Genomic DNA, 18,355 nt, shown 5'->3' with positions numbered 1-18,355 from the left:
TAATATCCTATTTGCTCAACGCTGCAATGTGGTTATCAACGTCAGTTTTGGTAATTGCACCGTTTTGGCCTGTGCCTACAACTTCCTCGATATTCACGCCATTTGCTTGTGCATGTTTAATGGCAGCATCGGAAGCCTTTACCGGGTTCATCGGAGCTTCTTCTTTTCGGTTTGGATCAAACTGAGCATCAATGATCTTATAGCCCTTTTCACGCAGCTCTTTCTTGCGTTCCGGGGTAACTGGGTGTGGTTCGTAGATGATTTTTTCAGACATGGTCTATCCTCTTGGGTTGGAAGAAGGGCGGCTGTTACACCGCCCCATCAATTATTTAGAAGCGTCGCCGATAGCGATAACGCCAGCGGTGTGCTTGATACTTGTCGCTGTTTTGTCCCAGTTGGAACCTGTAGCGAGTTCAGCATCAGTCGGGGATTTACCGCCATTGGCCTCGTCCCATGTGTAACCCTTCAGGCCCAGACCGAATGTGTAGTCTACCTGCATGGTTGTTTCGATACGAGTTTGTCCGTTTGTTGTTTCGATGTTGGAGATCACGTCACCACCGTCATGAACGATAGCGGCGCTCTCAACCAAGCCCAAAACCTTCTGCTTGTTCGGTGTGCCCGTAACGTACAGAGCCGGAGCGTCTGTTACGATCACCGCTTTACCCAGAATGTCAACAACTGTTACGTTGCCTGCCTGGAATAGCTGTGTGGCGTTTGCAAGGTTCTGGCCGATGAACTTGTGGTAAACCTGACCAGTCATCACGTCAGCAACGATTGAACCGGAATGATCGCCGAACTTCGCGTGAGCGTCGTTAATGGCTCCGTATGTCAGGCCGAGTGTTGCGGATACGTCGTTTGTGGCAGCAGCTTGGTTACCGATAGCGGCGCATAAAGCGGCGATTGCTGTGTTCAGTTGATCGGACATCAGAGCTTCGGCAAAGTTACGGGAAGCAACTTCAATGCCTTCGGCAGTTGGTTTTTGCAACCATGTCAATTGACCCGGCTCAAAACGAATCGGACCGAAACCACCAGCAACCTTGACGGAACTGTTTTTCAACTGTGTCAGGTCTGTTGGTGTTGCGGACGCCTGAGCAGCATAGCGGTCAACACGGCGTTGAGCTGAGTGAATGCTTGCGAAGAATGATTCCTGCAAGAAATCACCTGTAAAGCCTTCTGTTGTCAGACGGATAGCGCCACGTGAAGCGGAGTTGAATTTGTTGACCATTTGAGCCAGTGTTTCGATTGTCGCTGGCATAATGTATTCATTGAAGACTTGCATTTGAGAGAGTGACATGGATGATCCTATTTGTCAGAGAGTTGAAATTTTTGTGCGATTGCTGCGGTTCGTTCCTCACGAGTACCACCCATATTCGCGGTTGCAGTCTGCGCTTTGCCCTGACTGTTTGATCCATTGGACCCGCCACCACCGTTGGTCGGAGCAGCAATGAAGTGTTTACCTGAGTCGCCTTGCGACCATTCGGTAATAAACTCACCGATGGCCTTACCACCAATGAGTGCAGTTACAGCCCCATCAACCTCACCGATCTCTGGTGTGTGTCGTGCTTTGATATGGTCTTTCGCCATTTCAAGGAACTGTGGGGCTATTTTAGCCTTAATTAACGCGTCTGTCAAACCATTATCAATCAATACCTGATTTAAGCGAGCTTCGGCCTTTGTTGCCTTGTCGGAAGCGGTGTCAAGTTCGCGTTTATGCTTCGCCTCGAGCTGCTGTTTGATTTTCTCAATGTCGCCGGATTTGTTGGCGGCTTCTTCTTCGGCGATGCGCTTTGCTTCTTCGGAAGCCTCTCTGGTTTCCTTTTCTTCTTTCAGCTTGCCGAGCAATTCAGCATTCTTTTCCTTCAATCCCTTCGTAGCCTTGTCAACGGCTTCGTCAACAGCTTTTTTCAGATCTTCTTCGGTGATAGTCATTTTAGCCCCTTGGGTTCAAATTAGACGGCCTTACCGTCCGAATGTTTTTTGCCAAATCTCAGCGTCACGCTGTTTCAGCTCGTCAAGTGTATATGATCTGCCTTGTTTGTCAACAAACCTCTCAATCGGAAGACCATTGCGAAACAGCTTTGCAGCTTTCACACCAAGGACTTCATTTTGAACAGATATAGATTGTTTCTTCAACCATGCACCGTACGTCATATCGGAAGGAACCGGACCAAACACACTAGCTCGTGTACCCTTGATGGATGTTTCACCCAGGAATGGAACCGTCTTTGATCGGCAGTTGAAATGGATTGGTGGTCGCGGCCCCTCACCGATTGGGAATATCTTACCATCATTCGCCCGGCATGGTGCGGATGTACGACTATCCAGAGTAGAAACCCACTGCACGCCTTTGATTATATCCTCGTTGGCGGCGTAAAGTTCTTCGCTTGCGTGTGTGGCTGTGCTGGCGATTGCTGTGTTTATCAGTGAAGCGGCCTGTCGGCGCCCGATCTCCAAAACGCCATCACGGTAATTCAGGGAGCGTGTTCCTATCACCCTGCGAATGATTTCATCGGTGGTTTCGCCTTCCGATATGCCGATCTTTACCGCGTCATTCAGTCTTTTACGCTCGGCAGCGTTTAAACTCGAAAACCAATGCTTCAACAGATTGCCTTCGAATGGCCGGGATGTCACAACAGCCTTCAATTGCGTAAGGGATGGCTTTTCAAGACTGACAGCAACGGCTGATTTACTTACCTCTTCAATCAATCTTTGCTGGAAGTCGGCCTCATGTACCGCAAAATCTTTCAGGATTTCGACGGTTTTAACCTCTGCTACTTTGTAAAGGTCAGAACGCATGGCCGTGATTTCGGCCAGCATTGTCTCAATTCTCTTTTTCGTGGCATCTGAAAGCTTATACCCACGCTCACTGATTGATGACAGCCTAGCGGCCAGTTTCTCGCGAAGGTCAGCGTCTGCGGAATTCAAAAGAGCGATTATTTGCCGGACTGTTCCGGCTTTGAACCGTTCCAGCCATACCATGTGCCGAATGGATGCGTCCTGAATTTCCTCATTCGGTGTCATTTGTCATTGTACCCAGTGGTGGGGGTGAATCGGCCTTGCGCTCCTGCTCGTCTTCGAATGTCAGGGTTTCCCCTACCACCTCGCCAGCTTGCAGGGCTTCAAAGAACGTTTCTTCGGATACTGCACCTGATTGCCATGCCTTCACCCACGCTGTGAGCGAAGCGGCATCCATCGGCATTGGCAGGAAGTCTTTGTTGATCTCAAAACGTACATCGCCTTTCGCCCCGCCCCATTCAGCCATGAAAGCAAGAGCCTGTTGCAGGGACATTTCCACCGTTCCGGCAATGTCTCCGAGAACGCTGTTCTCACCACCGCGACGGATACCGGCTGTTTCTGCGGCTTCCGCTGCTTTCTTTTCCGGGGCAATCATACGCGCACCAAGTGCCGCGAGCATGTTTTCCTTACGATCCATCAGCTTTTCGAGCGTGGCAAAGCCATCAGCCCCAACGTGAACGAACCCGACTTTACTGTCCACATTCGGAAGCTGCCATGATGTTCCGGTACCGAGAGCGAGCTTTGGGGTATCCGAGGCATCAATGCCCGTAATGTACGGAGTCGGTAATCCTGACACATGAGCGCCATTTTCGAGGTCAGCGCTGTTCTGGTAGTGGGAGATGTTCACATATACCATGTCTTCAATAGGCGGGTTCTGCACCGATCCGTCGGATTCTTCGGCTGCACTGAACCAGAACGGTATCCAGTCCAGCGCCTTTCCGTTCATAAACGGGGTCACTGTCTGGATAAGCTCCCAACTTCCCTTATCACCGGACGCCCAGACAAATTGCTGATAATAACCGTTTTGCAAGGTTAGTTGGCGGATCTGCTTCTTGTAGGCTGTGTTTAATACCGGCTCATTCAAGAATACATTGGTCAGGATGGTCTTTGATCCTACTCTCTCCAGTATCCAGTTCAAAATGTTCTCGGCTGTGTATCCTGCGATGTATGGTCGAATATCCATCTTCGCTGCGTCGTTGATCGTCAGGCTCGCGCCTTCTACCAGTTGTGGGGCAAGCGGGTAGTCAACAAGCAGACCGTATCGGCCTACTTTCATAACTTCTTCCAGGTTCTTCTTTGCCAGACCGTTGAATGAAATTCCGGTCATGGTGATGTCTTCCAGCCACGGTTTCATCATTTCCGGCGTCACCAGAACGGGTTTCTTACGGAATACCAGTCCTTTCATGCCCTCCACGGTTCGGCCTGTGGCGTTGTAATACAGCGCACGGGAGCGGTATTTATCGTATTCGTCGGTGGATTGACCTTCCAGCTTCGGCAGGTACTCTTCCCCGCCTTTATGAATGGCACGCTGTCCAGTGGCGGCATCCCGGCATCGTTTCCATACTTTTGAAAACTCATCGTATTCGGGGTGCTTTTGATCTGGATTCATGAAAGGCTCCTTGTTTCGATAAGGATACCAGATATTTGCCGGGAAGCAATATTAAATTCTGTTTCAGGAACTAATCAACGTAGATGCGGGTTGCAGTGGAATAATCAAATCATTATGAATTTTATATCCGACGTGCTTACCTTACTCGACCACCTGGGCAATATTGGCTGGGCTGGCGGTGCCGTCTGGATGGGGTACAAATGGTATACAGGAAGCTTCACAGACGGTCTGGCCTCTTTTGAGAGCCACATAAAAAAAATTTCAATCTTGTCGTAAACCAAAGATTATTCTGAAAACATGGTGACCCAGCCTCTCACGGCCTGTGCGGAACCAAACCAAATAATATTCTGAATTTCACTGCCCTCCGACCTTCGCCATTGACATTGTTCTCTTGATAACCGGGTACTTCTTCGCCAGAAAATAACCCTGTGCATCGTTGATGTGATCGAAGCCACTGGTCTTATCCGGCTCCCCATTCTTGTCATACGCCTGCTGTTCCAAACTCTCCGTCAACCTCGGGCAGTTATTGGTATTCACCAGCCATCGCCGTTGCCCTGTGGAATTCAGGATCATTCCATTCACTGACAGGACCCGATCCTTCACAGCGGGATTCGTGCCGTCCACTTGTACAGAGAAACCCGACTGCCGTAAAATGGACAGGTCGCTTTCACTTGCGTTTACGGACTTACGGCTCTGACCGCTGGCATCCGGGTAAATGGAAATCGTACGGTTTGGGTATCGGTCTTTCAGCATACTCACCATCGTCGGGGTATCCCTCACACCTGTAAGCTCATTCACTGAGAATGGCATACCTTCGCGGATCACGTTAATAACCGCCGCCATATTCATGACGTTGAAATCCATCCCGATGTGTAGCGGCTCGTGGTCACGCATTACCGCGTCGGCGTGATTCAGGTGGCGGTCGAAATCCGGGTACACACTGCCACTGGCAAGGTTGACGAATTGTCCACGGAGGTAAGCGTTGATTAGCTGTGGCGGGTATGATGCCAGTAAAGAAGGAATATAATCCGCAGGGAGGTTCAGTTCGTTATCGAATGTGCTGGCCTGCACCATCCCGTACATATCAGCCAGTTCCGGGACATCCCGTAGCTTCTTGACAAACGTCTGGTAAACGAATTTGAATCCCTCGGGCGTCGTCGTCACGTCAATCCCGTTCAACAGACCTGGCTCATTGTAACGCATACGGGCGATGATCTTCCGCCATGCGAGTTCCGCCTTGTCGGTCTTCATCACGTCCAGCTCGTCGATCAGCGCTTTACCGATCTTGAAACCCACGATCTCGCTGGGCTTTTCCATCGACCGGCACAGGATTGTCGTCCGGTAAATGCCGTTTGAATACAGGTCAACTTCCTTGTTACTCAGGTGTATTTTAGTCGTAAGTCCCCAGTCATAGGCTACTTCGTCGATAGTCGGGTAGAAAATATCCCGGATCTGTCCATACGTCGGGGCGAAGTATCCGGCGCTGATATGCGGATGCTCCCATGAGTGCTTACAAAGCCCTGCACATCCAACCCATGTTTTGCCAGAACCGAACCCGGCGACAAACCCTTTGAACTTGTGAGGCAAGGCCAGAAATCTTGCTTGCGGCAGGTTTAGCTTAGGCATCGACCTTCCGGGCGTCGATCACTTCTACTTTTACCAGAACAGGAACCGCTTCTTCGTCCTCTCCTTTCGGTAGCTCCATTGGGGATGGCTTCCCGTATGCGCGATCCAGTAATTCACGGGCGGCGGAGATTTTGACGACATCCTGCTTTGAATTGGTCATCAGTCCGAACAGGACTTCGATTGCGGTGTTGGCGTAGGATTGAGCCAGATAACGGATGTCGGCGCTGATAATGTTCTTTGAACCAGCCTTCCGCCCTCCTGTCTTTCTTCCCTTGGCCATTCCTACCGCATTCTATTTTAGATGATTATGGTTAAGGCTTTACAGCCGTCCATCCGCGATTCAGGTATTGGGTCTTATTGATTTCATACACGCCGAACGCGTAAATCAACCATGAAAACCCACACGTGGGTATCGCGAGCAGAGCTGACAACAGGAAGTGCTTGAAATTCCCCTTCATCAGGAAATACAGCGGCCCGAACATCAGGCACAGGAGGAATGAGAATGGTGTAGTGGCTGTCGCAACGTATCCGTTGGACGGATTCTTGAACTTATCAATGTATTTACTCACGTTGCGCCCCTTGGGTTAAACGGTTGGAGCCTTGCTCCGATGGTTAATTGTAACTGATTTGATACTGGTGGTCAAATGCTTAATTTTGCACAAAACCCCTTTATCATATGAATGAAAGTTTACAATCTGCTCGAAACATACATCAAATCCTTATCGTTGTCTGCACGATCATCGGTGTGTTCGCTATTTCTGTTAAGCCAACCGAGAACCGTTTTGACTTAGCATTGAATGAGCTGAAAACTTTACAAGCCGTTATGGACTCCGTGAATTCTGGCCGAATGGAAAGCATTAAGCTTGACTTAGCAGCCAACAACGATGACTTCATAGCGAAAAGAATAAATGGGAAAATTGAGTTTAGTGACAAGACAGCATATTCATACAAAACTCTCGGTGTCTTTAAAAGAGAAATGGGCGATGCATGGTCTATGATGGACACAATCATCTACCTCGGTTTGTCGAAGTACAAGGCTATGCAAATATCACAAGCTGAAATCCCGGAGATTATTGATTTTGAAGGCTTTCCCGTATTCGCAAGACCAAGCTTGTCTGATGGGTGGTTCACATTCCCCAAGTATGTTCCGACGTATAGCTATCGGGATAGGTTTGCAACTAATAATCTACTTCCAAATAAAAATGATCCGAAGACTGCATTTCCAAGACTTATGGATGTTTGGGAATTTGTAAAAGACAAAAACTTCGATGATGCAAAAGTCATCCTACAGCAAGAAGGGAATGCCACTCGCAAAGATGGTGGCAATGAAATTGAGCTGGCCGGTCTGAAGGTGTCTGGTGAATTTATGTATTTCACAGGCCCCTTTATCGCTTTCATTCTACTGCTGTACCTTAAAATGTTAATCGACCACATCAATACGATTAAAGATGTGGAGAATAAGGACTTGACGGAGTTCCCCTGGATGCTTCTCTTTCGCCATCCTTTAAGTCGGTTCGCTGGATTTTTCTCGATCTACCTATATCCAGTCGGTGTTTCAATCGGGATTATAATTGCCTCCGGCTTGACGGAAAAACTTAAATGTTACTGGAGCCTTGGCTACTTTGCGTGCTACGCTGTTGCCTTAATCTTCTTTCACAAAAGTTTCCAAAAATTGAAACTGCGAATCAACTCAGCTAGGTGAATGTTCACTAAAACGGTTTATCCCTAATTTCAATACTTACTTCTGCTGTTGCTCCACCAGAGCACAAAGATATCCTTTGATTATCAGGAAGCGAACTCACGTCAAAGTTTCCCATTGAACATGCTAGGCCGCTGTCAAAGTCGTGGATTTTTCCTTTGTCGTCCTTCGCTAACAGACTTACGTTAAGTGCACCACTTTTGGCAGGTAAATAGATTGGATAAAAAGACGACGATTCTCGAGTAGTAAGTTTAGCCCAAATCACTGGAACTGGGTAAACTATTCTATTTTCTCCTATCATTAAGGCTATTCGGACAGAATCAAATTTCTGATCTTTCGATTCTACAGACACCTTTGTTATCTTAAGAAAGTATACGTTGGTAACAGGCTCTCCTTTACCGTTATTATTCATATAAGCGGCAGCTAGACTGAACGCACCAGTCACTATGGCTACCCAAACTGCTTGTGCTAATTTGAATTTCTCGAACCAGCGCTTTTCGCGTACGGGAAGTTGATCTTCAATTTTCATTCTGATGATAAAATTTTGGAGATGAACGGGTTAGTAATTATAGCGAAAAATCACAAATCATACTAGATAGTGAGTAGCGACAATTACAGGCATAATAATTACCCAACCACCTCCTGACCATCCGGGCGACCAGTGCATTTTCGGAAGCCGCGTCCTTCTGGCATTGTCGCTATTACTTGTTATCTCACCGCCAAGTTGAAAGGTACAGTTGGAACCGAAGTGGTTCGTAAGCTATCAGGCCGTTTCTTTTCGGACGTAGATTGCTGTTTCAGTAGGTGAATCTTTTCCATCCAGATAATGATTGCGCTGCTTCACTATAATTTCATCAGGAAAAACGCCTGGCTTGATGCCCATGCCGGGCATTGGCTCCTTCTCAGGTATTCTGAGTGTAATTGTTTTTCCACCATTCGATAGCAACATAAGACTATCTCCTGTAACCTGTCCATGTGAACCGCACTCCTGCACAGAGCGTGAGATCATTGAGTCGTGCAGCTCTCCATCACGTTTTATGCGGCTCGCAAAGAAAGGTTTCCGGTCTTTTGTCGCTGGCCGGAAAGCGCTGGGAAATGAAGACTTACATGACAAATCCATTAGGGCTGTTGTAATTTATATGCGATTCATCGTACCCCAGATAATTGAATGAGTCAATTGATTTTCTCACGACGGATTTGTATTTTTCAGTTACAAACCCGACCTCATGACAGAAGAACAACGCAAACAAGCCTACGCGGAGATGGAGCGCCGTATGGCTATGTCCCATCCAGAAGTTGAGATCCCGGTTAAACAAGCGCCTGATCGGTCTGCAATGCAGGCGAGAATGGAACAGGTTTACCAAGAAAAGGAAATACAGCCAGTGCTTCCTAAACCCATCCCAGTAGTCGAGCAACCGAAACCAATTGCAGAACTGCCGAAACCGCGAGTATCGCCCGTGACAGTCGAAGCTCCCGTTGTGCCGCCCGTAGTCGAGCAGCGAGTCGCCTATTCTCAACCTTTAAAGCAAAGTCCACCCGCAGTAAAACCAGTTCTTCCAATCGAGAAGATTCATGAGCCATATCTCCAGTCGGAAAAGGAGCCTGTGAATTGGCGGGATGTTGGACGTCGATGGAAGATTGGGATTGGAATTTTCCTTGTAATCGTACTGATTCTCGTTGAGATGTGGTTTGTACTGTCATAGCGTCGAATGGCTCGTATTCTGCGTTTTTGCGACTATAATCTTTCATAAATCCCCCTATCATAAATCTCTATCATCATGGCTGAAAGCAATTCTTCGGCTGGCAAGTGGGTCATCAGGATACTACTCGTCATCATTTTCGTCCAACTATTGAAGTATTGTGGCGATAAACCCGAGCCTGTCAAGTCCACCGCCTCACAGTCATCACCACCATCGTCCGAAAGCATCAGTAAGGTGTATCGCTTCACTCTAACGGAATGCCTCGGTAAGGACTTGGTGAAGCCCGCGACCTTCACCGTTGATCCAACGTCCACAAATTGGGAACTCGACTTTAACAACGGTACATCCCTCACATACACCATAATATCTGGCAATCAGTACGATCCGATGTGTGGACTGAAAGCAAAGGACAGCTACGGCGACCGCTGTGAGATCTGCATAAAAAAGGAAGGCGATGAAACTGTTGTAACATTTGATTACTCCGGCAAGAAACTGGTTTATAGGGGTTCATACATGAATTGACTTCCAAAACCCTCGGAGTAATTCACGCCAGTTCCATGGTCGCCAGTCATCCTCATAAAGGTTTGACTTACCAATGTTGCAGTACTGACACAGTATTTGCAGATTGTTTATATCCAGTTCCAGTCTTGGAAACTTTGACCTGGGCTTGATATGATCGACGTGCATTTTCGCTCTCGGTGGCGTTAAGCCGCAGCACATACATTTCGGGCCGTACGTTCTCAGCGCCCGATATCGGAGTTTGTACCATGCGTCTGAGGTGTAGAAATTTTCTTTCAGGGTTGTCTCCTATGTTCAGTTAATAGTCCGCTTTCCGCTATTATCCTGATACCAGAACAATAGACGGTTCCCTCTCGGGGCTATCTTCCTCCGTGTATACCCAGACTAGACGTTAGGATCAATTTGTCGCTGACGACAATATGATCCCCGGTGCCTCAATCCGCCTGATCCAACTGTTTGAGCGCTGCTCGATCCGTTGGCGATAACATCAGTTTAGCGGTCTGGATGCGTCCATAGCCTAAGCGGGCATTTGAACGGGGCGGAAATCTCGTCATTTGGCGTCCGGCTGCTTAATTCCATAGCCATCGAAGTAAAGACCCCCACGGATAGACGGTTTTCAGTAGACGGAACCGACAACGCTGGGCAAAAAATCAAACTAATGGATGTTGACATTGTTGGTGAGTGGTACTATTATACCTCTATCACCTAACTGTCCCTGAAGCATCCAGTTAGTCGCCCTGTGGATTTCTGCCAGAAACCATGGGGCTTTTTCTTTTTGTAGCACTAAGCGGCCACTTTGTACACCTTTTTCTGGGTTAGTTCTCCGAGATGCATATTTACCAGCACCGGCTCAATGTAAGTAACACGTCCTGATTTATACCGACGAACGTGTCCACGTCTCCAATGTGGTTTACGCTTTAGTCCGGTTGGACAATGCTCGCCTTTTTCTTCATTGGCGGCAGGAGGATTTCGAATAATTGTATATCCAGAGTATTCGTATTTGCCTTTCTTGGATCGGCTATCATTCAACCTCTGGGAAATCTCAACTTTCTCCCTGCGCATCGACTTCATAAAAATGATTAGCAGTACAACTGCCATCAGAGATGAGATTTGCTGCGAATGGTCATTAGGGCACCAGAAATAGTTACCCTTGAACTCAACATTTCGGTCTTGGCGTGGGTCAAGAAACTTTCCTCTCTGGCTGACAAGGTACTCCTGCACCTTCCCATTATCCATGTGGTAGATGAAGTACGCTCCATCCATCTTGATAAAAACGTAGAAATTGTGGTACGGAGGCTTCAACAAACCGGCTTTCAGAAATTCCTGAGCGGTTTCGTCAAACGTCGGGTCTTTCGCATTCTCCAAAATGTCATTCAGGTAGAAAACAGGAACATCATTATTTCGGACATTGTGGTGGTGAAAGAAATCGTCGTGGATCATTCCTTATCTCCTTGAAAAAAGTCTAGTGCGTTGTAAATAATATCTCGGTATTCAGATACCGCTGGAAGGATTTCATCAAGCGGAAACCACTTGCCCGGACCCTTTCGTAAATCATCCAACGCCAAAACCACAGCTACTTCTGGCATATCCTTGATGTCACGATACAGCATTTCATAAACCATATCGTTTCGGTCAGTATCTGGGTTCTTTGCGTCTGCCTCGAAAAATGGCTTGAATGCCTGCAATGCCACAAAATACCTTGTCACAGTTGGGGAGCATGGTCGTATCAGCTCGATAAGGCCACGGACAACGCTTTCATGCGTCATCCCTTCCGGCATGGTGTAACTAGAATGGTAAGTAGTTTCCATCCCCGTCATATCCGACTTCCAGCCGTGTTTCGCTACGATCTTTCTGGATGACTTTAATTGCCGAAGCCATTGCATTGCGGATTCCGCTCTTTCTAGGCTGATTGCTGTTTCCCTCGGCTTGCTTGCTTCGATCATCTGCTCGGTAGTCATTTTCCCACCGGCTTTGATTAAGCCATGTTGCAGGGTGGCAGATATATTCTCGGGCTGTGCCGTTACGGTCACACCATTGCTGATATTCGATAGCACCGTTGATAAGTTGTTCATCGGTTGCCCCCTGCTTGATTGCCTTGGTATAGGCTTTCAGCGCCTGCGCTTTGTTGACGCGTCGGGGATAGAGTGAATAAAATTTCTCGAAAGACATTCATGTGTTCTCCGCCTTCTTCGCCTGAGGAAAGTGGGGCTGTCCTATCCGGCGAAGGATGAAACAGGACACCGTGCCCGGCTGCCCCATCATCACTTTATCCTACGAGATAAGAATGTCAATACCTAAATGAGTCCGTCAAGGTACGGTCTGATAAGAAAGGAGGAAGTATTTGGTGCTTTCTTTTTTAGTTGTCGTCTGTGGAGTATAAACGACCTTTATATCAAACCTATAAATATCGGTACCAATATTGATGTGGTCACCTTTGATGACTTCCACTATATCAGCATTAATCCGCCCCTTCACGACAGAATTATCCTCCATATTCCAGACCTTGAAGGATGGCTCAGCTGCATCAATATCAATCTCAAGAAATGACCCCTCTATTATCTCGATGTCTTCAATAACATCAAATTGCTCTTGTAAGATTTGGCTCAAAATTGCAGCCCTTTCAACGCCGAGAACCGTTGATCGGAACTCCCCGGTTATTGGATTTGCATAGCTTGCATTCAGCGTTGCATCGTTTTTTATTACAGCGTTAACAATCGTGGCAAAGCTCTTCCAGTGCGAATCGGATCTGGTTCTGCCTATAACGTATTCCAAGTCTTCTTTTGTGCTGGAGTTTAATAAGCTGATTAAGAGGGAAATTTCCCGTGTCTCTCTTTCAAGGAATAAATCTCGACTAACATTGACTTCAATCGTCACCCCGAGTGAAGCCGCACGCAAATTAGAAAAAGCGAGATATTTGTCTTGATTCCTGCCATCAATCGAAAGGAAGGTTTTGATAATATTTACGATGGGAGTGACGACATTAAAAATGGCATAGGGTTTGACATTTTGAACAAGATTTCGGCTCTGCAAATAAATATCAAGGACAACCTTGTTTTTTCTGATCGCAAACCCAACTAACTCGTGTGGATTAACCACAGCAGGCTGAACTTTTATGGATACAGCATAGCCTGGGTTGATCATTCCCAGATTGTTGAAGTAGTAAGACGGCACTAAAAATGCGGCAGTGTCATCCCCGTTGTCGAGGTTAAAGGTTGCGATGAACACAGAATTGCTTTCCGCTTTATGAAAGGCGTCATGAATTGAGAGATTCCCCGATTTTACGTCATTCAGGCGATCTGAACTAACTTGAAGTATTGCTCTCAACTCCTCCTCCTCGCTCATGGAAACCAAGTAACTTAGGTACTTGTTGCCACCCTCATCGCTCTCAACGGTGAGAATTGGGAAATCGATGAAGTCCAAAACCTCCAAAACGGTCAGAGATGGGTAAAGCTTTTCTAGCCTATATTTTTCGTCGATATCTTCTAACATTCTTGCAAATCTAATACTTCCAGCTGATCAATCGTAAAATCCCTGTAAAACCAAAAGCTGTGATGCCCCGATTCATCTTCATACTCAGATACACCGTGAGCATGGTTGACACTCAACTGCACAATATAGTTACCAAGGATTTTATTTCTCTCTCGCGCTCTAGCAAAAGCAGCTCTGGCGTTGTCGTAGCTATCAAAAAAGGAAACCGCGTGCGCTATGCATAAATCTTTATACCTCTTATTCTCTGGCTTCAAACGAGCTATTGGGATGAAATCTTCCTCAGCTAATGTTCTATCGGCGGTTATCCTGTAAACGGTTTCTTCAATATTGCACGCATTTAAAGGAGGGCATTGATCTGGTAAATTTTCTCTCCACATGAAAAAATTACATTTATTAGAAAAGCGATACTGTATTTATTATACTCGAAAACAGCTTCAAGCGGCGGATATTAGTAATTTGATAGCTTGTATCAAAATATTTCTTATCAACCGGAAAGTGCCAAATGACACTAATCAAAAGGTGCTACTAGACCCTAGATCCACCCTTAAAGCGTTAATTTGCTCTTCTTCAGTCTCATACAGCTCGTAATCTTCCTTCTCATTGGCATATATCTTAGGGAATGGCTGCTTGCGGCGCTGGCGGGTATTGTTACGCTTCACTTCATTTCTGCGTGCATCGTGGTATTTTATTTCTTTCGTGGTCATTTGTTCGTAATCCTGATCTCTACACGTGGGTTCGTTTTGTCCACTCCTACATGATCCCATGATTCGCTGTCAACAATTTCGTAGTTGTCGTCGGCAATTACACCCTGGCTCACCAGATAATCAGTCACTGCTTTGAAGTACGATTGCCCGTCCCGTTTACGGCGGCACGGCCATGCGAAAGTGTAATGAATGTGTACGGGCGTTGAAATTCCTGCGGCTTCCAACTGTGGGCAGGCCGCTTTCCATGCCTTGTATTTCTTTGATGGGAAACGCTTCTGTTTGGACCCGCCGCCGAATAGGGAGTTAACGCTGGGCGGGAATGGCAGGATAATAATCATTCATTGACAGTATCTTACAAAGCGCTGACTGTCAATCGAAAATAATTTCAGTTTTGTGCATTTTGTTGTTGACTGATACGTCCGTTGATGATACGTTCAAATAGTCAACAAAGGAGACAGCATGAAATACCGCATTGAAAAAGGGATACCAATCCCGGATGCACACCCCGGCGGCGAGCAGAAATTCCCATGGGATAAATACACCCCGGTCGAAGCGCCGGTCAGAACCTCACCCCTTTCGGATCTTCAAGTCAGTGAAAGCTTCTTCGTACCAAACGTCCGTGAATGGAGGTATGCCGCCGTTTACCAGAGACGTCACCCCAAAAAGCAATTCCTAACCCGTCAGGCAAAGAAGGGTAAAGCTCTCGGCGTCCGTGTATGGAGAACGAAATGACGACGCCTCAGCAAGCCGCAAAAGATGGTATTGTACACCGCCTGATCCATATTTTTCCATCCATGTCACTCGACGAGATGGTGGCAAAAAGCGGTCTACCAGAACATGTCCCGGTGGCCGTGGATGAACTGGTTGTTGAAGGTAAGATCGAATATATCAATGGCCGCTACGTGTTGAAAGGAAAAATGTAAATGTCAATTTTAGAAGATCTCTCGGCACCGTTTGACCCATCACTTGTATCGTGGCGTGTCGGTTCAACAACGAAAAGCAAAGACAAGGGCATGGCGCTCGCGTACATTGATGCTCGGGATGTCATGAAACGTCTGGACAAAGTTCTTGGCCCTGAAAACTGGAAAGATCGTTACGAATACTACGGGAATACTGCCATTTGCTATCTTTCAATTCGCATTGATGGCGAGTGGATTGAAAAAGCTGACGGCGCTGGCGATACTGCGGTTGAAGCTGAGAAGGGTCGCATATCGGACGCATTCAAACGAGCTGCTGTAAAGTGGGGAGTTGGTCGTTATCTGTATGACATAGATTCAGTATGGGTTAATCTCGAACAGCGTGGAAATTCCTACGCCATCCCGAAAGCCGAGTACGATCGTCTTCAAAAATGCCTGCCGGGCAGTAAGATTGATCCCGGCCCACCGGAACCGGAACCAATCACTGCTGAACGCATGGCGTTCATCATCAAAGAGATTAATAGTGCTAAGGACGCCGCAACGGTTAGAAAATTAAATGCTGCCGCGCAAGTTGAATGTGAAAAAGCAAATGATGCAGCCGCATGGCAGGAAATTCTGAAAACTGCCAAGGAAAGAATAAACCAACTACAACCACCACAGGAGAATACAATTGACCCAACCAACTAATATCGGCGGCGTTGCCGGAGAACGTCTAATCCAGCTAATTGAGCGCGTGGAAAGACTGGAAGAAGAAAAAGCAGGTCTGGCCGATGACATCAGAGATGTTTACGCAGAAGCAAAATCTGCTGGCTTTGAAACAAAGATCATGCGCCAGATTGTGAAGCTTCGCAAAATGGATCGCCAGAAGCGTCAGGAACAGGAAGAAATTCTTGAAATGTACAAGTCAGCTATCGGATTGGAGTAAGTAAATGTCCTCTGTTAACAAAGTAATCATCGTCGGCAATGTCGGGAAAGATCCCGAAATCCGAACAGCGCAATCCGGTTCTCGTTTTGCTAGTTTCTCCATCGCGACGTCCGAAAGCTGGAAAGATAAAGCCACAGGTGAGCGTAAGTCCAAAACTGAATGGCACAACATCGCAATTACCAATGATGCTCTTGTCGGAATCGTTGAACGCTACGTCAAGAAAGGCTCGAAGGTTTACATTGAGGGCCAGTTGCAAACCCGTAAATGGACTGACAATAACGGTGTTGACAAATACACAACCGAAGTTGTCCTGAAGCCATATAACGGTGAGATCGTATTGCTTGATGGCAAGCCTGACGGACAGTCTGGTAATGGCACGGAATACGCACAAGCTTCAAACGGAAGCAGCTACTCAACTGGAGGAAGCTTCGCTAATGATTTAGACGATGAGATTCCGTTTGCTTGGGTTTCCGCACTTATTGTTCCAATCACAATGATTTTGGGAGCGGTGGCATGAAGACCGTTTATTTAGACATTGAAACAATCCCAGCGCAAGATCCATCAATTGTAGATCATATCAAGGAGGGTGTGAAAGCACCTTCCAACTACAAAGACCCTGAAAAGATTGAAGCATATATCGCCGAAGCTCTTGAAGGAGAGGTGTTGAAGACCTCATTTGATGGAGCATACGGCCATGTTGTAAGTATCAGTGTTGCGATTGATGATAATGATCCAGTGAATTTTCATGCAGAAACCGTCGATAAAGAAGTTGAGATATTGAGCCAATTCTATTCCTATCTTGAAGAAAATGGGAAAATTAACGGATATACTGGTTCTACGACTTTTGTCGGTCATAATATAGTTGGGTTTGACCTACCAATGCTTAAAAAACGATCAATGATCTTGGGTATTAAACCTTACGGCACGATCCCGTTTGATGGTCGTCCTTGGGACAAAAACCCTTATGACACCATGACGCAATGGGATGTAAAGAACTATTGCTCACTCGATAAGCTGTTAAAAGCTTTCGGATTGGGTGAAAAGGGTGAAGTTGACGGATCAATGGTCTATCAAATGTGGCAAGATGGTAAGCATCTGGAAATTGGAAAGTACTGTTCCGAGGATGTTACCAAGGTGCGTATGCTACACAAACGAATGGTTTACGCCGCATAATGGAACAAACATTCATCATTGCCAATGAGCAAGTCAGAAAAAACGCGATGTCTGCTCTCATGGATGCGCCCATTGGCAGTGGTGTTTCGTTCACCAAGAAAAAGAAGACCCGTCAGCAGGAAAAGTACCTACACGTAATTATCAATATTATCTGTAAGCACAATGGAGCTGATCCGGATGATTTGAAGGACGATATTAAAATTCCAATTCTCGGGTTTACCGAACACACTCACAATGGAAATACATATGTCAGAGTTAAATCATCTAAGCACATCTCTGATGATCAATACGGTAAACTAATCGATGCAGCGCTAATTGTTGCCGATTTTCTTAATATAAAAATCCATCCACCCTCATACTACGGATACCAGTTTCATGACCCACGATCTTGACGGTCAAATCTACATCTCAATAAGCCACTGGGGACTGTTCCTTGCTATTTCCTAAGCCAGCCAAGAAAAAGAAAGTCAAACAGGGTGACGAAGGTTTTCTGAAATTCCTTCGCACCCTCCCCTGCCTTTGCACGGGAAAGATGGGACAGGTTCAGTCACATCACCTGCTGGATACAGGATTACGGGGCATAGCATTGAAAAGCCCTGACCGCTACTCGATACCGCTTGATTTCCAAATCCATCGGAAACTCCACGATTTTGGTGATGAGACGATTTTTCTCGCTGGTTACGGGATAACCGACGCTATGAGTATTGCAGATCAATTCTACGAATGCTACCTAAACAACGATGACGACACACCCTATGATATGATAATGAGGAGATTTATATGAGTGAATGGAAGCCCATCGCAACAGCGCCCAAGGACGGAACATTCCTTTGTAACGATTCGTCCTATTCAGGTGAAAAAATTTGTATAGCTATGTTTCATGGCGGAGATATTATTAATACTGATTATTTCGGGGACGTGATACATCCCACCCATTGGCATCCCCTACCAAAACTACCGGAGAATAAAAATTGACCGACCTTTATGAGCAAATCACATTCAAAATCATTGAACAACTAGAACGAGGCACCGCTCCTTGGAGACAGCCGTGGACTGGCGGAATGGATGCGCCATTCAGAATCCCGGAGAATAAGACCACAGGTTGGAAAATTCGGTGAAATTGACCACCTCAATACGGTTTAAACTGACCACCTGTTCCGGCTGAAATTGACCGCCTTGTTTCGGAGCAAATTGACCA

General features: G+C 46.6%; 31 protein-coding genes. 13 read left to right on the top strand and 18 right to left on the bottom strand.

Features of this window, described 5'->3' with window-relative positions:
• Window positions 1–7: 7 nt before the first annotated feature.
• Genes CLV60_RS27405 through CLV60_RS27385 form a run of 5 tightly spaced genes read right to left on the bottom strand, consistent with a single transcriptional unit; the run spans window position 8 to window position 4,405 of the window.
• A complete protein-coding gene (locus tag CLV60_RS27405) occupies window positions 8–274 on the bottom strand; it encodes an E3 binding domain-containing protein (protein WP_106598754.1) in 267 nt (88 codons plus the stop codon).
• A gap of 51 nt (window positions 275–325) precedes the next feature.
• The gene (locus tag CLV60_RS27400; protein WP_106598598.1) at window positions 326–1,294 is read right to left on the bottom strand and encodes a major capsid protein; all 969 of its coding nucleotides are present in this window, start codon (window positions 1,292–1,294) and stop codon (window positions 326–328) included.
• A gap of 8 nt (window positions 1,295–1,302) precedes the next feature.
• Window positions 1,303–1,929 (bottom strand): hypothetical protein, encoded by a 627-nt coding sequence (locus CLV60_RS27395; protein ID WP_106598597.1) that lies wholly within the window; start codon window positions 1,927–1,929, stop codon window positions 1,303–1,305.
• Window positions 1,930–1,959: 30 nt separating this feature from the next.
• Window positions 1,960–2,979 carry a minor capsid protein gene (locus tag CLV60_RS27390; protein WP_170118876.1) on the bottom strand — a complete coding sequence of 340 codons (1,020 nt, stop codon included), beginning with the start codon at window positions 2,977–2,979 and terminating at the stop codon, window positions 1,960–1,962.
• Between the two features lie 28 nt (window positions 2,980–3,007).
• The gene (locus CLV60_RS27385) at window positions 3,008–4,405 is read right to left on the bottom strand and encodes a DUF4055 domain-containing protein (protein ID WP_106598595.1); all 1,398 of its coding nucleotides are present in this window, start codon (window positions 4,403–4,405) and stop codon (window positions 3,008–3,010) included.
• Between the two features lie 114 nt (window positions 4,406–4,519).
• On the opposite strand from CLV60_RS27385, the gene CLV60_RS34355 reads away from it, so the two are divergent.
• Window positions 4,520–4,681: a hypothetical protein gene (locus CLV60_RS34355; RefSeq protein WP_170118875.1), complete on the top strand. Its 162-nt coding sequence runs from the start codon at window positions 4,520–4,522 to the stop codon at window positions 4,679–4,681.
• A 78-nt stretch (window positions 4,682–4,759) separates the two neighbouring features.
• Here CLV60_RS34355 and CLV60_RS27380 read toward each other — a convergent pair whose 3' ends face one another.
• Genes CLV60_RS27380 through CLV60_RS27370 form a run of 3 tightly spaced genes read right to left on the bottom strand, consistent with a single transcriptional unit; the run spans window position 4,760 to window position 6,600 of the window.
• Window positions 4,760–6,031, bottom strand: a complete 1,272-nt coding sequence (locus tag CLV60_RS27380) for a terminase large subunit domain-containing protein (protein WP_106598594.1) — start codon at window positions 6,029–6,031, stop codon at window positions 4,760–4,762.
• Complete coding sequence (locus tag CLV60_RS27375; RefSeq protein ID WP_106598593.1) at window positions 6,024–6,311, bottom strand: hypothetical protein; 288 nt, start codon at window positions 6,309–6,311, stop codon at window positions 6,024–6,026. The genes CLV60_RS27380 and CLV60_RS27375 overlap by 8 nt, the downstream gene beginning before the upstream one ends.
• 31 nt (window positions 6,312–6,342) lie before the next feature.
• Complete coding sequence (locus tag CLV60_RS27370) at window positions 6,343–6,600, bottom strand: hypothetical protein (RefSeq protein WP_211302281.1); 258 nt, start codon at window positions 6,598–6,600, stop codon at window positions 6,343–6,345.
• A 107-nt stretch (window positions 6,601–6,707) separates the two neighbouring features.
• Between CLV60_RS27370 and CLV60_RS27365 the strand changes: the two genes are divergently transcribed.
• Window positions 6,708–7,733, top strand: coding sequence for a hypothetical protein (locus tag CLV60_RS27365; protein WP_106598592.1), 1,026 nt, complete (start codon window positions 6,708–6,710; stop codon window positions 7,731–7,733).
• Window positions 7,734–7,740: 7 nt separating this feature from the next.
• On the opposite strand, the gene CLV60_RS27360 is transcribed toward CLV60_RS27365, so the two are convergent.
• Complete coding sequence (locus CLV60_RS27360) at window positions 7,741–8,259, bottom strand: hypothetical protein (RefSeq protein WP_106598591.1); 519 nt, start codon at window positions 8,257–8,259, stop codon at window positions 7,741–7,743.
• Window positions 8,260–8,493: 234 nt separating this feature from the next.
• Window positions 8,494–8,850 (bottom strand): hypothetical protein, encoded by a 357-nt coding sequence (locus CLV60_RS27355; RefSeq protein WP_146151600.1) that lies wholly within the window; start codon window positions 8,848–8,850, stop codon window positions 8,494–8,496.
• Between the two features lie 106 nt (window positions 8,851–8,956).
• On the opposite strand from CLV60_RS27355, the gene CLV60_RS27350 reads away from it, so the two are divergent.
• Complete coding sequence (locus tag CLV60_RS27350; protein WP_106598589.1) at window positions 8,957–9,433, top strand: hypothetical protein; 477 nt, start codon at window positions 8,957–8,959, stop codon at window positions 9,431–9,433.
• A 75-nt stretch (window positions 9,434–9,508) separates the two neighbouring features.
• Window positions 9,509–9,952 (top strand): hypothetical protein, encoded by a 444-nt coding sequence (locus CLV60_RS27345; RefSeq protein ID WP_106598588.1) that lies wholly within the window; start codon window positions 9,509–9,511, stop codon window positions 9,950–9,952.
• Here CLV60_RS27345 and CLV60_RS35060 read toward each other — a convergent pair.
• The 8 genes from CLV60_RS35060 to CLV60_RS27305 all read right to left on the bottom strand — a co-directional run bounded on the left by CLV60_RS35060 (window position 9,938) and on the right by CLV60_RS27305 (window position 14,480).
• A complete protein-coding gene (locus CLV60_RS35060; protein ID WP_106598587.1) occupies window positions 9,938–10,150 on the bottom strand; it encodes an HNH endonuclease in 213 nt (70 codons plus the stop codon). The two genes, CLV60_RS27345 and CLV60_RS35060, sit on opposite strands and share 15 nt — an antisense overlap.
• Before the next feature lie 582 nt (window positions 10,151–10,732).
• Window positions 10,733–11,389: an AcrVA2 family anti-CRISPR protein gene (locus CLV60_RS27335; RefSeq protein ID WP_106598586.1), complete on the bottom strand. Its 657-nt coding sequence runs from the start codon at window positions 11,387–11,389 to the stop codon at window positions 10,733–10,735.
• Window positions 11,386–11,757: a hypothetical protein gene (locus CLV60_RS35210; protein ID WP_510185977.1), complete on the bottom strand. Its 372-nt coding sequence runs from the start codon at window positions 11,755–11,757 to the stop codon at window positions 11,386–11,388. The genes CLV60_RS27335 and CLV60_RS35210 overlap by 4 nt, the downstream gene beginning before the upstream one ends.
• Window positions 11,735–12,118 (bottom strand): LvrA C-terminal domain-related protein, encoded by a 384-nt coding sequence (locus CLV60_RS35205; protein ID WP_106598584.1) that lies wholly within the window; start codon window positions 12,116–12,118, stop codon window positions 11,735–11,737. The genes CLV60_RS35210 and CLV60_RS35205 overlap by 23 nt, the downstream gene beginning before the upstream one ends.
• Before the next feature lie 138 nt (window positions 12,119–12,256).
• On the bottom strand, window positions 12,257–13,438 hold the full coding sequence (locus CLV60_RS27320; protein WP_106598583.1) for a DUF6575 domain-containing protein: 1,182 nt from the start codon (window positions 13,436–13,438) through the stop codon (window positions 12,257–12,259).
• Window positions 13,432–13,815, bottom strand: coding sequence for a hypothetical protein (locus CLV60_RS27315; protein WP_106598582.1), 384 nt, complete (start codon window positions 13,813–13,815; stop codon window positions 13,432–13,434). The genes CLV60_RS27320 and CLV60_RS27315 overlap by 7 nt, the downstream gene beginning before the upstream one ends.
• Before the next feature lie 135 nt (window positions 13,816–13,950).
• Window positions 13,951–14,142 carry a hypothetical protein gene (locus CLV60_RS27310; protein ID WP_106598581.1) on the bottom strand — a complete coding sequence of 64 codons (192 nt, stop codon included), beginning with the start codon at window positions 14,140–14,142 and terminating at the stop codon, window positions 13,951–13,953.
• Window positions 14,139–14,480, bottom strand: coding sequence for a RusA family crossover junction endodeoxyribonuclease (locus CLV60_RS27305; RefSeq protein WP_106598580.1), 342 nt, complete (start codon window positions 14,478–14,480; stop codon window positions 14,139–14,141). The genes CLV60_RS27310 and CLV60_RS27305 overlap by 4 nt, the downstream gene beginning before the upstream one ends.
• 121 nt (window positions 14,481–14,601) lie before the next feature.
• Between CLV60_RS27305 and CLV60_RS27300 the strand changes: the two genes are divergently transcribed.
• The 9 genes from CLV60_RS27300 to CLV60_RS35050 all read left to right on the top strand — a co-directional run bounded on the left by CLV60_RS27300 (window position 14,602) and on the right by CLV60_RS35050 (window position 18,275).
• The gene (locus CLV60_RS27300; protein WP_106598579.1) at window positions 14,602–14,874 is read left to right on the top strand and encodes a hypothetical protein; all 273 of its coding nucleotides are present in this window, start codon (window positions 14,602–14,604) and stop codon (window positions 14,872–14,874) included.
• The gene (locus CLV60_RS27295; protein WP_106598578.1) at window positions 14,859–15,065 is read left to right on the top strand and encodes a hypothetical protein; all 207 of its coding nucleotides are present in this window, start codon (window positions 14,859–14,861) and stop codon (window positions 15,063–15,065) included. Before CLV60_RS27300 ends, CLV60_RS27295 begins: the two co-directional genes overlap by 16 nt.
• A complete protein-coding gene (locus CLV60_RS27290) occupies window positions 15,066–15,746 on the top strand; it encodes a Rad52/Rad22 family DNA repair protein (protein WP_106598577.1) in 681 nt (226 codons plus the stop codon).
• Window positions 15,730–15,984, top strand: coding sequence for a DUF2312 domain-containing protein (locus CLV60_RS27285; protein ID WP_106598576.1), 255 nt, complete (start codon window positions 15,730–15,732; stop codon window positions 15,982–15,984). Before CLV60_RS27290 ends, CLV60_RS27285 begins: the two co-directional genes overlap by 17 nt.
• Window positions 15,985–15,988: 4 nt before the next feature.
• Window positions 15,989–16,501, top strand: a complete 513-nt coding sequence (gene ssb / locus CLV60_RS27280) for a single-stranded DNA-binding protein (RefSeq protein ID WP_106598575.1) — start codon at window positions 15,989–15,991, stop codon at window positions 16,499–16,501.
• Complete coding sequence (locus CLV60_RS27275; RefSeq protein WP_106598574.1) at window positions 16,498–17,157, top strand: 3'-5' exonuclease family protein; 660 nt, start codon at window positions 16,498–16,500, stop codon at window positions 17,155–17,157. The genes ssb and CLV60_RS27275 overlap by 4 nt, the downstream gene beginning before the upstream one ends.
• Window positions 17,157–17,549: a hypothetical protein gene (locus tag CLV60_RS27270; RefSeq protein WP_106598573.1), complete on the top strand. Its 393-nt coding sequence runs from the start codon at window positions 17,157–17,159 to the stop codon at window positions 17,547–17,549. Before CLV60_RS27275 ends, CLV60_RS27270 begins: the two co-directional genes overlap by 1 nt.
• Window positions 17,550–17,590: 41 nt before the next feature.
• A complete protein-coding gene (locus CLV60_RS35055) occupies window positions 17,591–17,941 on the top strand; it encodes a DUF968 domain-containing protein (protein WP_106598572.1) in 351 nt (116 codons plus the stop codon).
• Window positions 17,942–18,128: 187 nt separating this feature from the next.
• Window positions 18,129–18,275 (top strand): ArdC-like ssDNA-binding domain-containing protein, encoded by a 147-nt coding sequence (locus tag CLV60_RS35050; protein WP_106598571.1) that lies wholly within the window; start codon window positions 18,129–18,131, stop codon window positions 18,273–18,275.
• Window positions 18,276–18,355: the final 80 nt, after the last annotated feature.

The sequence above is a fragment of the Dyadobacter jiangsuensis genome (assembly GCF_003014695.1).
Taxonomy (GTDB): domain Bacteria; phylum Bacteroidota; class Bacteroidia; order Cytophagales; family Spirosomataceae; genus Dyadobacter; species Dyadobacter jiangsuensis.
This window is presented reverse-complemented; position numbering and strand designations above follow the sequence as displayed.

What these genes read in the sequence shown, in the direction of transcription:
- CLV60_RS27360 (WP_106598591.1), bottom strand. Translation starts at nt 8,259, where the DNA reads ATGAAAATTGAAGATCAACTTCCCGTACGCGAAAAGCGCTGGTTCGAG.
- CLV60_RS27375 (WP_106598593.1), bottom strand. Translation starts at nt 6,311, where the DNA reads ATGGCCAAGGGAAGAAAGACAGGAGGGCGGAAGGCTGGTTCAAAGAAC.
- CLV60_RS27345 (WP_106598588.1), top strand. Translation starts at nt 9,509, where the DNA reads ATGGCTGAAAGCAATTCTTCGGCTGGCAAGTGGGTCATCAGGATACTA.
- CLV60_RS27315 (WP_106598582.1), bottom strand. Translation starts at nt 13,815, where the DNA reads ATGTGGAGAGAAAATTTACCAGATCAATGCCCTCCTTTAAATGCGTGC.
- CLV60_RS27275 (WP_106598574.1), top strand. Translation starts at nt 16,498, where the DNA reads ATGAAGACCGTTTATTTAGACATTGAAACAATCCCAGCGCAAGATCCA.
- CLV60_RS27380 (WP_106598594.1), bottom strand. Translation starts at nt 6,031, where the DNA reads ATGCCTAAGCTAAACCTGCCGCAAGCAAGATTTCTGGCCTTGCCTCAC.
- CLV60_RS27290 (WP_106598577.1), top strand. Translation starts at nt 15,066, where the DNA reads ATGTCAATTTTAGAAGATCTCTCGGCACCGTTTGACCCATCACTTGTA.
- CLV60_RS27395 (WP_106598597.1), bottom strand. Translation starts at nt 1,929, where the DNA reads ATGACTATCACCGAAGAAGATCTGAAAAAAGCTGTTGACGAAGCCGTT.
- CLV60_RS27355 (WP_146151600.1), bottom strand. Translation starts at nt 8,850, where the DNA reads ATGGATTTGTCATGTAAGTCTTCATTTCCCAGCGCTTTCCGGCCAGCG.
- CLV60_RS27310 (WP_106598581.1), bottom strand. Translation starts at nt 14,142, where the DNA reads ATGACCACGAAAGAAATAAAATACCACGATGCACGCAGAAATGAAGTG.
- CLV60_RS27385 (WP_106598595.1), bottom strand. Translation starts at nt 4,405, where the DNA reads ATGAATCCAGATCAAAAGCACCCCGAATACGATGAGTTTTCAAAAGTA.
- CLV60_RS27405 (WP_106598754.1), bottom strand. Translation starts at nt 274, where the DNA reads ATGTCTGAAAAAATCATCTACGAACCACACCCAGTTACCCCGGAACGC.
- CLV60_RS27365 (WP_106598592.1), top strand. Translation starts at nt 6,708, where the DNA reads ATGAATGAAAGTTTACAATCTGCTCGAAACATACATCAAATCCTTATC.
- CLV60_RS27300 (WP_106598579.1), top strand. Translation starts at nt 14,602, where the DNA reads ATGAAATACCGCATTGAAAAAGGGATACCAATCCCGGATGCACACCCC.
- ssb (WP_106598575.1), top strand. Translation starts at nt 15,989, where the DNA reads ATGTCCTCTGTTAACAAAGTAATCATCGTCGGCAATGTCGGGAAAGAT.
- CLV60_RS35205 (WP_106598584.1), bottom strand. Translation starts at nt 12,118, where the DNA reads ATGTCTTTCGAGAAATTTTATTCACTCTATCCCCGACGCGTCAACAAA.
- CLV60_RS27390 (WP_170118876.1), bottom strand. Translation starts at nt 2,979, where the DNA reads ATGGTATGGCTGGAACGGTTCAAAGCCGGAACAGTCCGGCAAATAATC.
- CLV60_RS35210 (WP_510185977.1), bottom strand. Translation starts at nt 11,757, where the DNA reads ATGGAAACTACTTACCATTCTAGTTACACCATGCCGGAAGGGATGACG.
- CLV60_RS27400 (WP_106598598.1), bottom strand. Translation starts at nt 1,294, where the DNA reads ATGTCACTCTCTCAAATGCAAGTCTTCAATGAATACATTATGCCAGCG.
- CLV60_RS34355 (WP_170118875.1), top strand. Translation starts at nt 4,520, where the DNA reads ATGAATTTTATATCCGACGTGCTTACCTTACTCGACCACCTGGGCAAT.
- CLV60_RS27335 (WP_106598586.1), bottom strand. Translation starts at nt 11,389, where the DNA reads ATGATCCACGACGATTTCTTTCACCACCACAATGTCCGAAATAATGAT.
- CLV60_RS27320 (WP_106598583.1), bottom strand. Translation starts at nt 13,438, where the DNA reads ATGTTAGAAGATATCGACGAAAAATATAGGCTAGAAAAGCTTTACCCA.
- CLV60_RS27270 (WP_106598573.1), top strand. Translation starts at nt 17,157, where the DNA reads ATGGAACAAACATTCATCATTGCCAATGAGCAAGTCAGAAAAAACGCG.
- CLV60_RS27295 (WP_106598578.1), top strand. Translation starts at nt 14,859, where the DNA reads ATGGAGAACGAAATGACGACGCCTCAGCAAGCCGCAAAAGATGGTATT.
- CLV60_RS27305 (WP_106598580.1), bottom strand. Translation starts at nt 14,480, where the DNA reads ATGATTATTATCCTGCCATTCCCGCCCAGCGTTAACTCCCTATTCGGC.
- CLV60_RS27350 (WP_106598589.1), top strand. Translation starts at nt 8,957, where the DNA reads ATGACAGAAGAACAACGCAAACAAGCCTACGCGGAGATGGAGCGCCGT.
- CLV60_RS35060 (WP_106598587.1), bottom strand. Translation starts at nt 10,150, where the DNA reads ATGTGCTGCGGCTTAACGCCACCGAGAGCGAAAATGCACGTCGATCAT.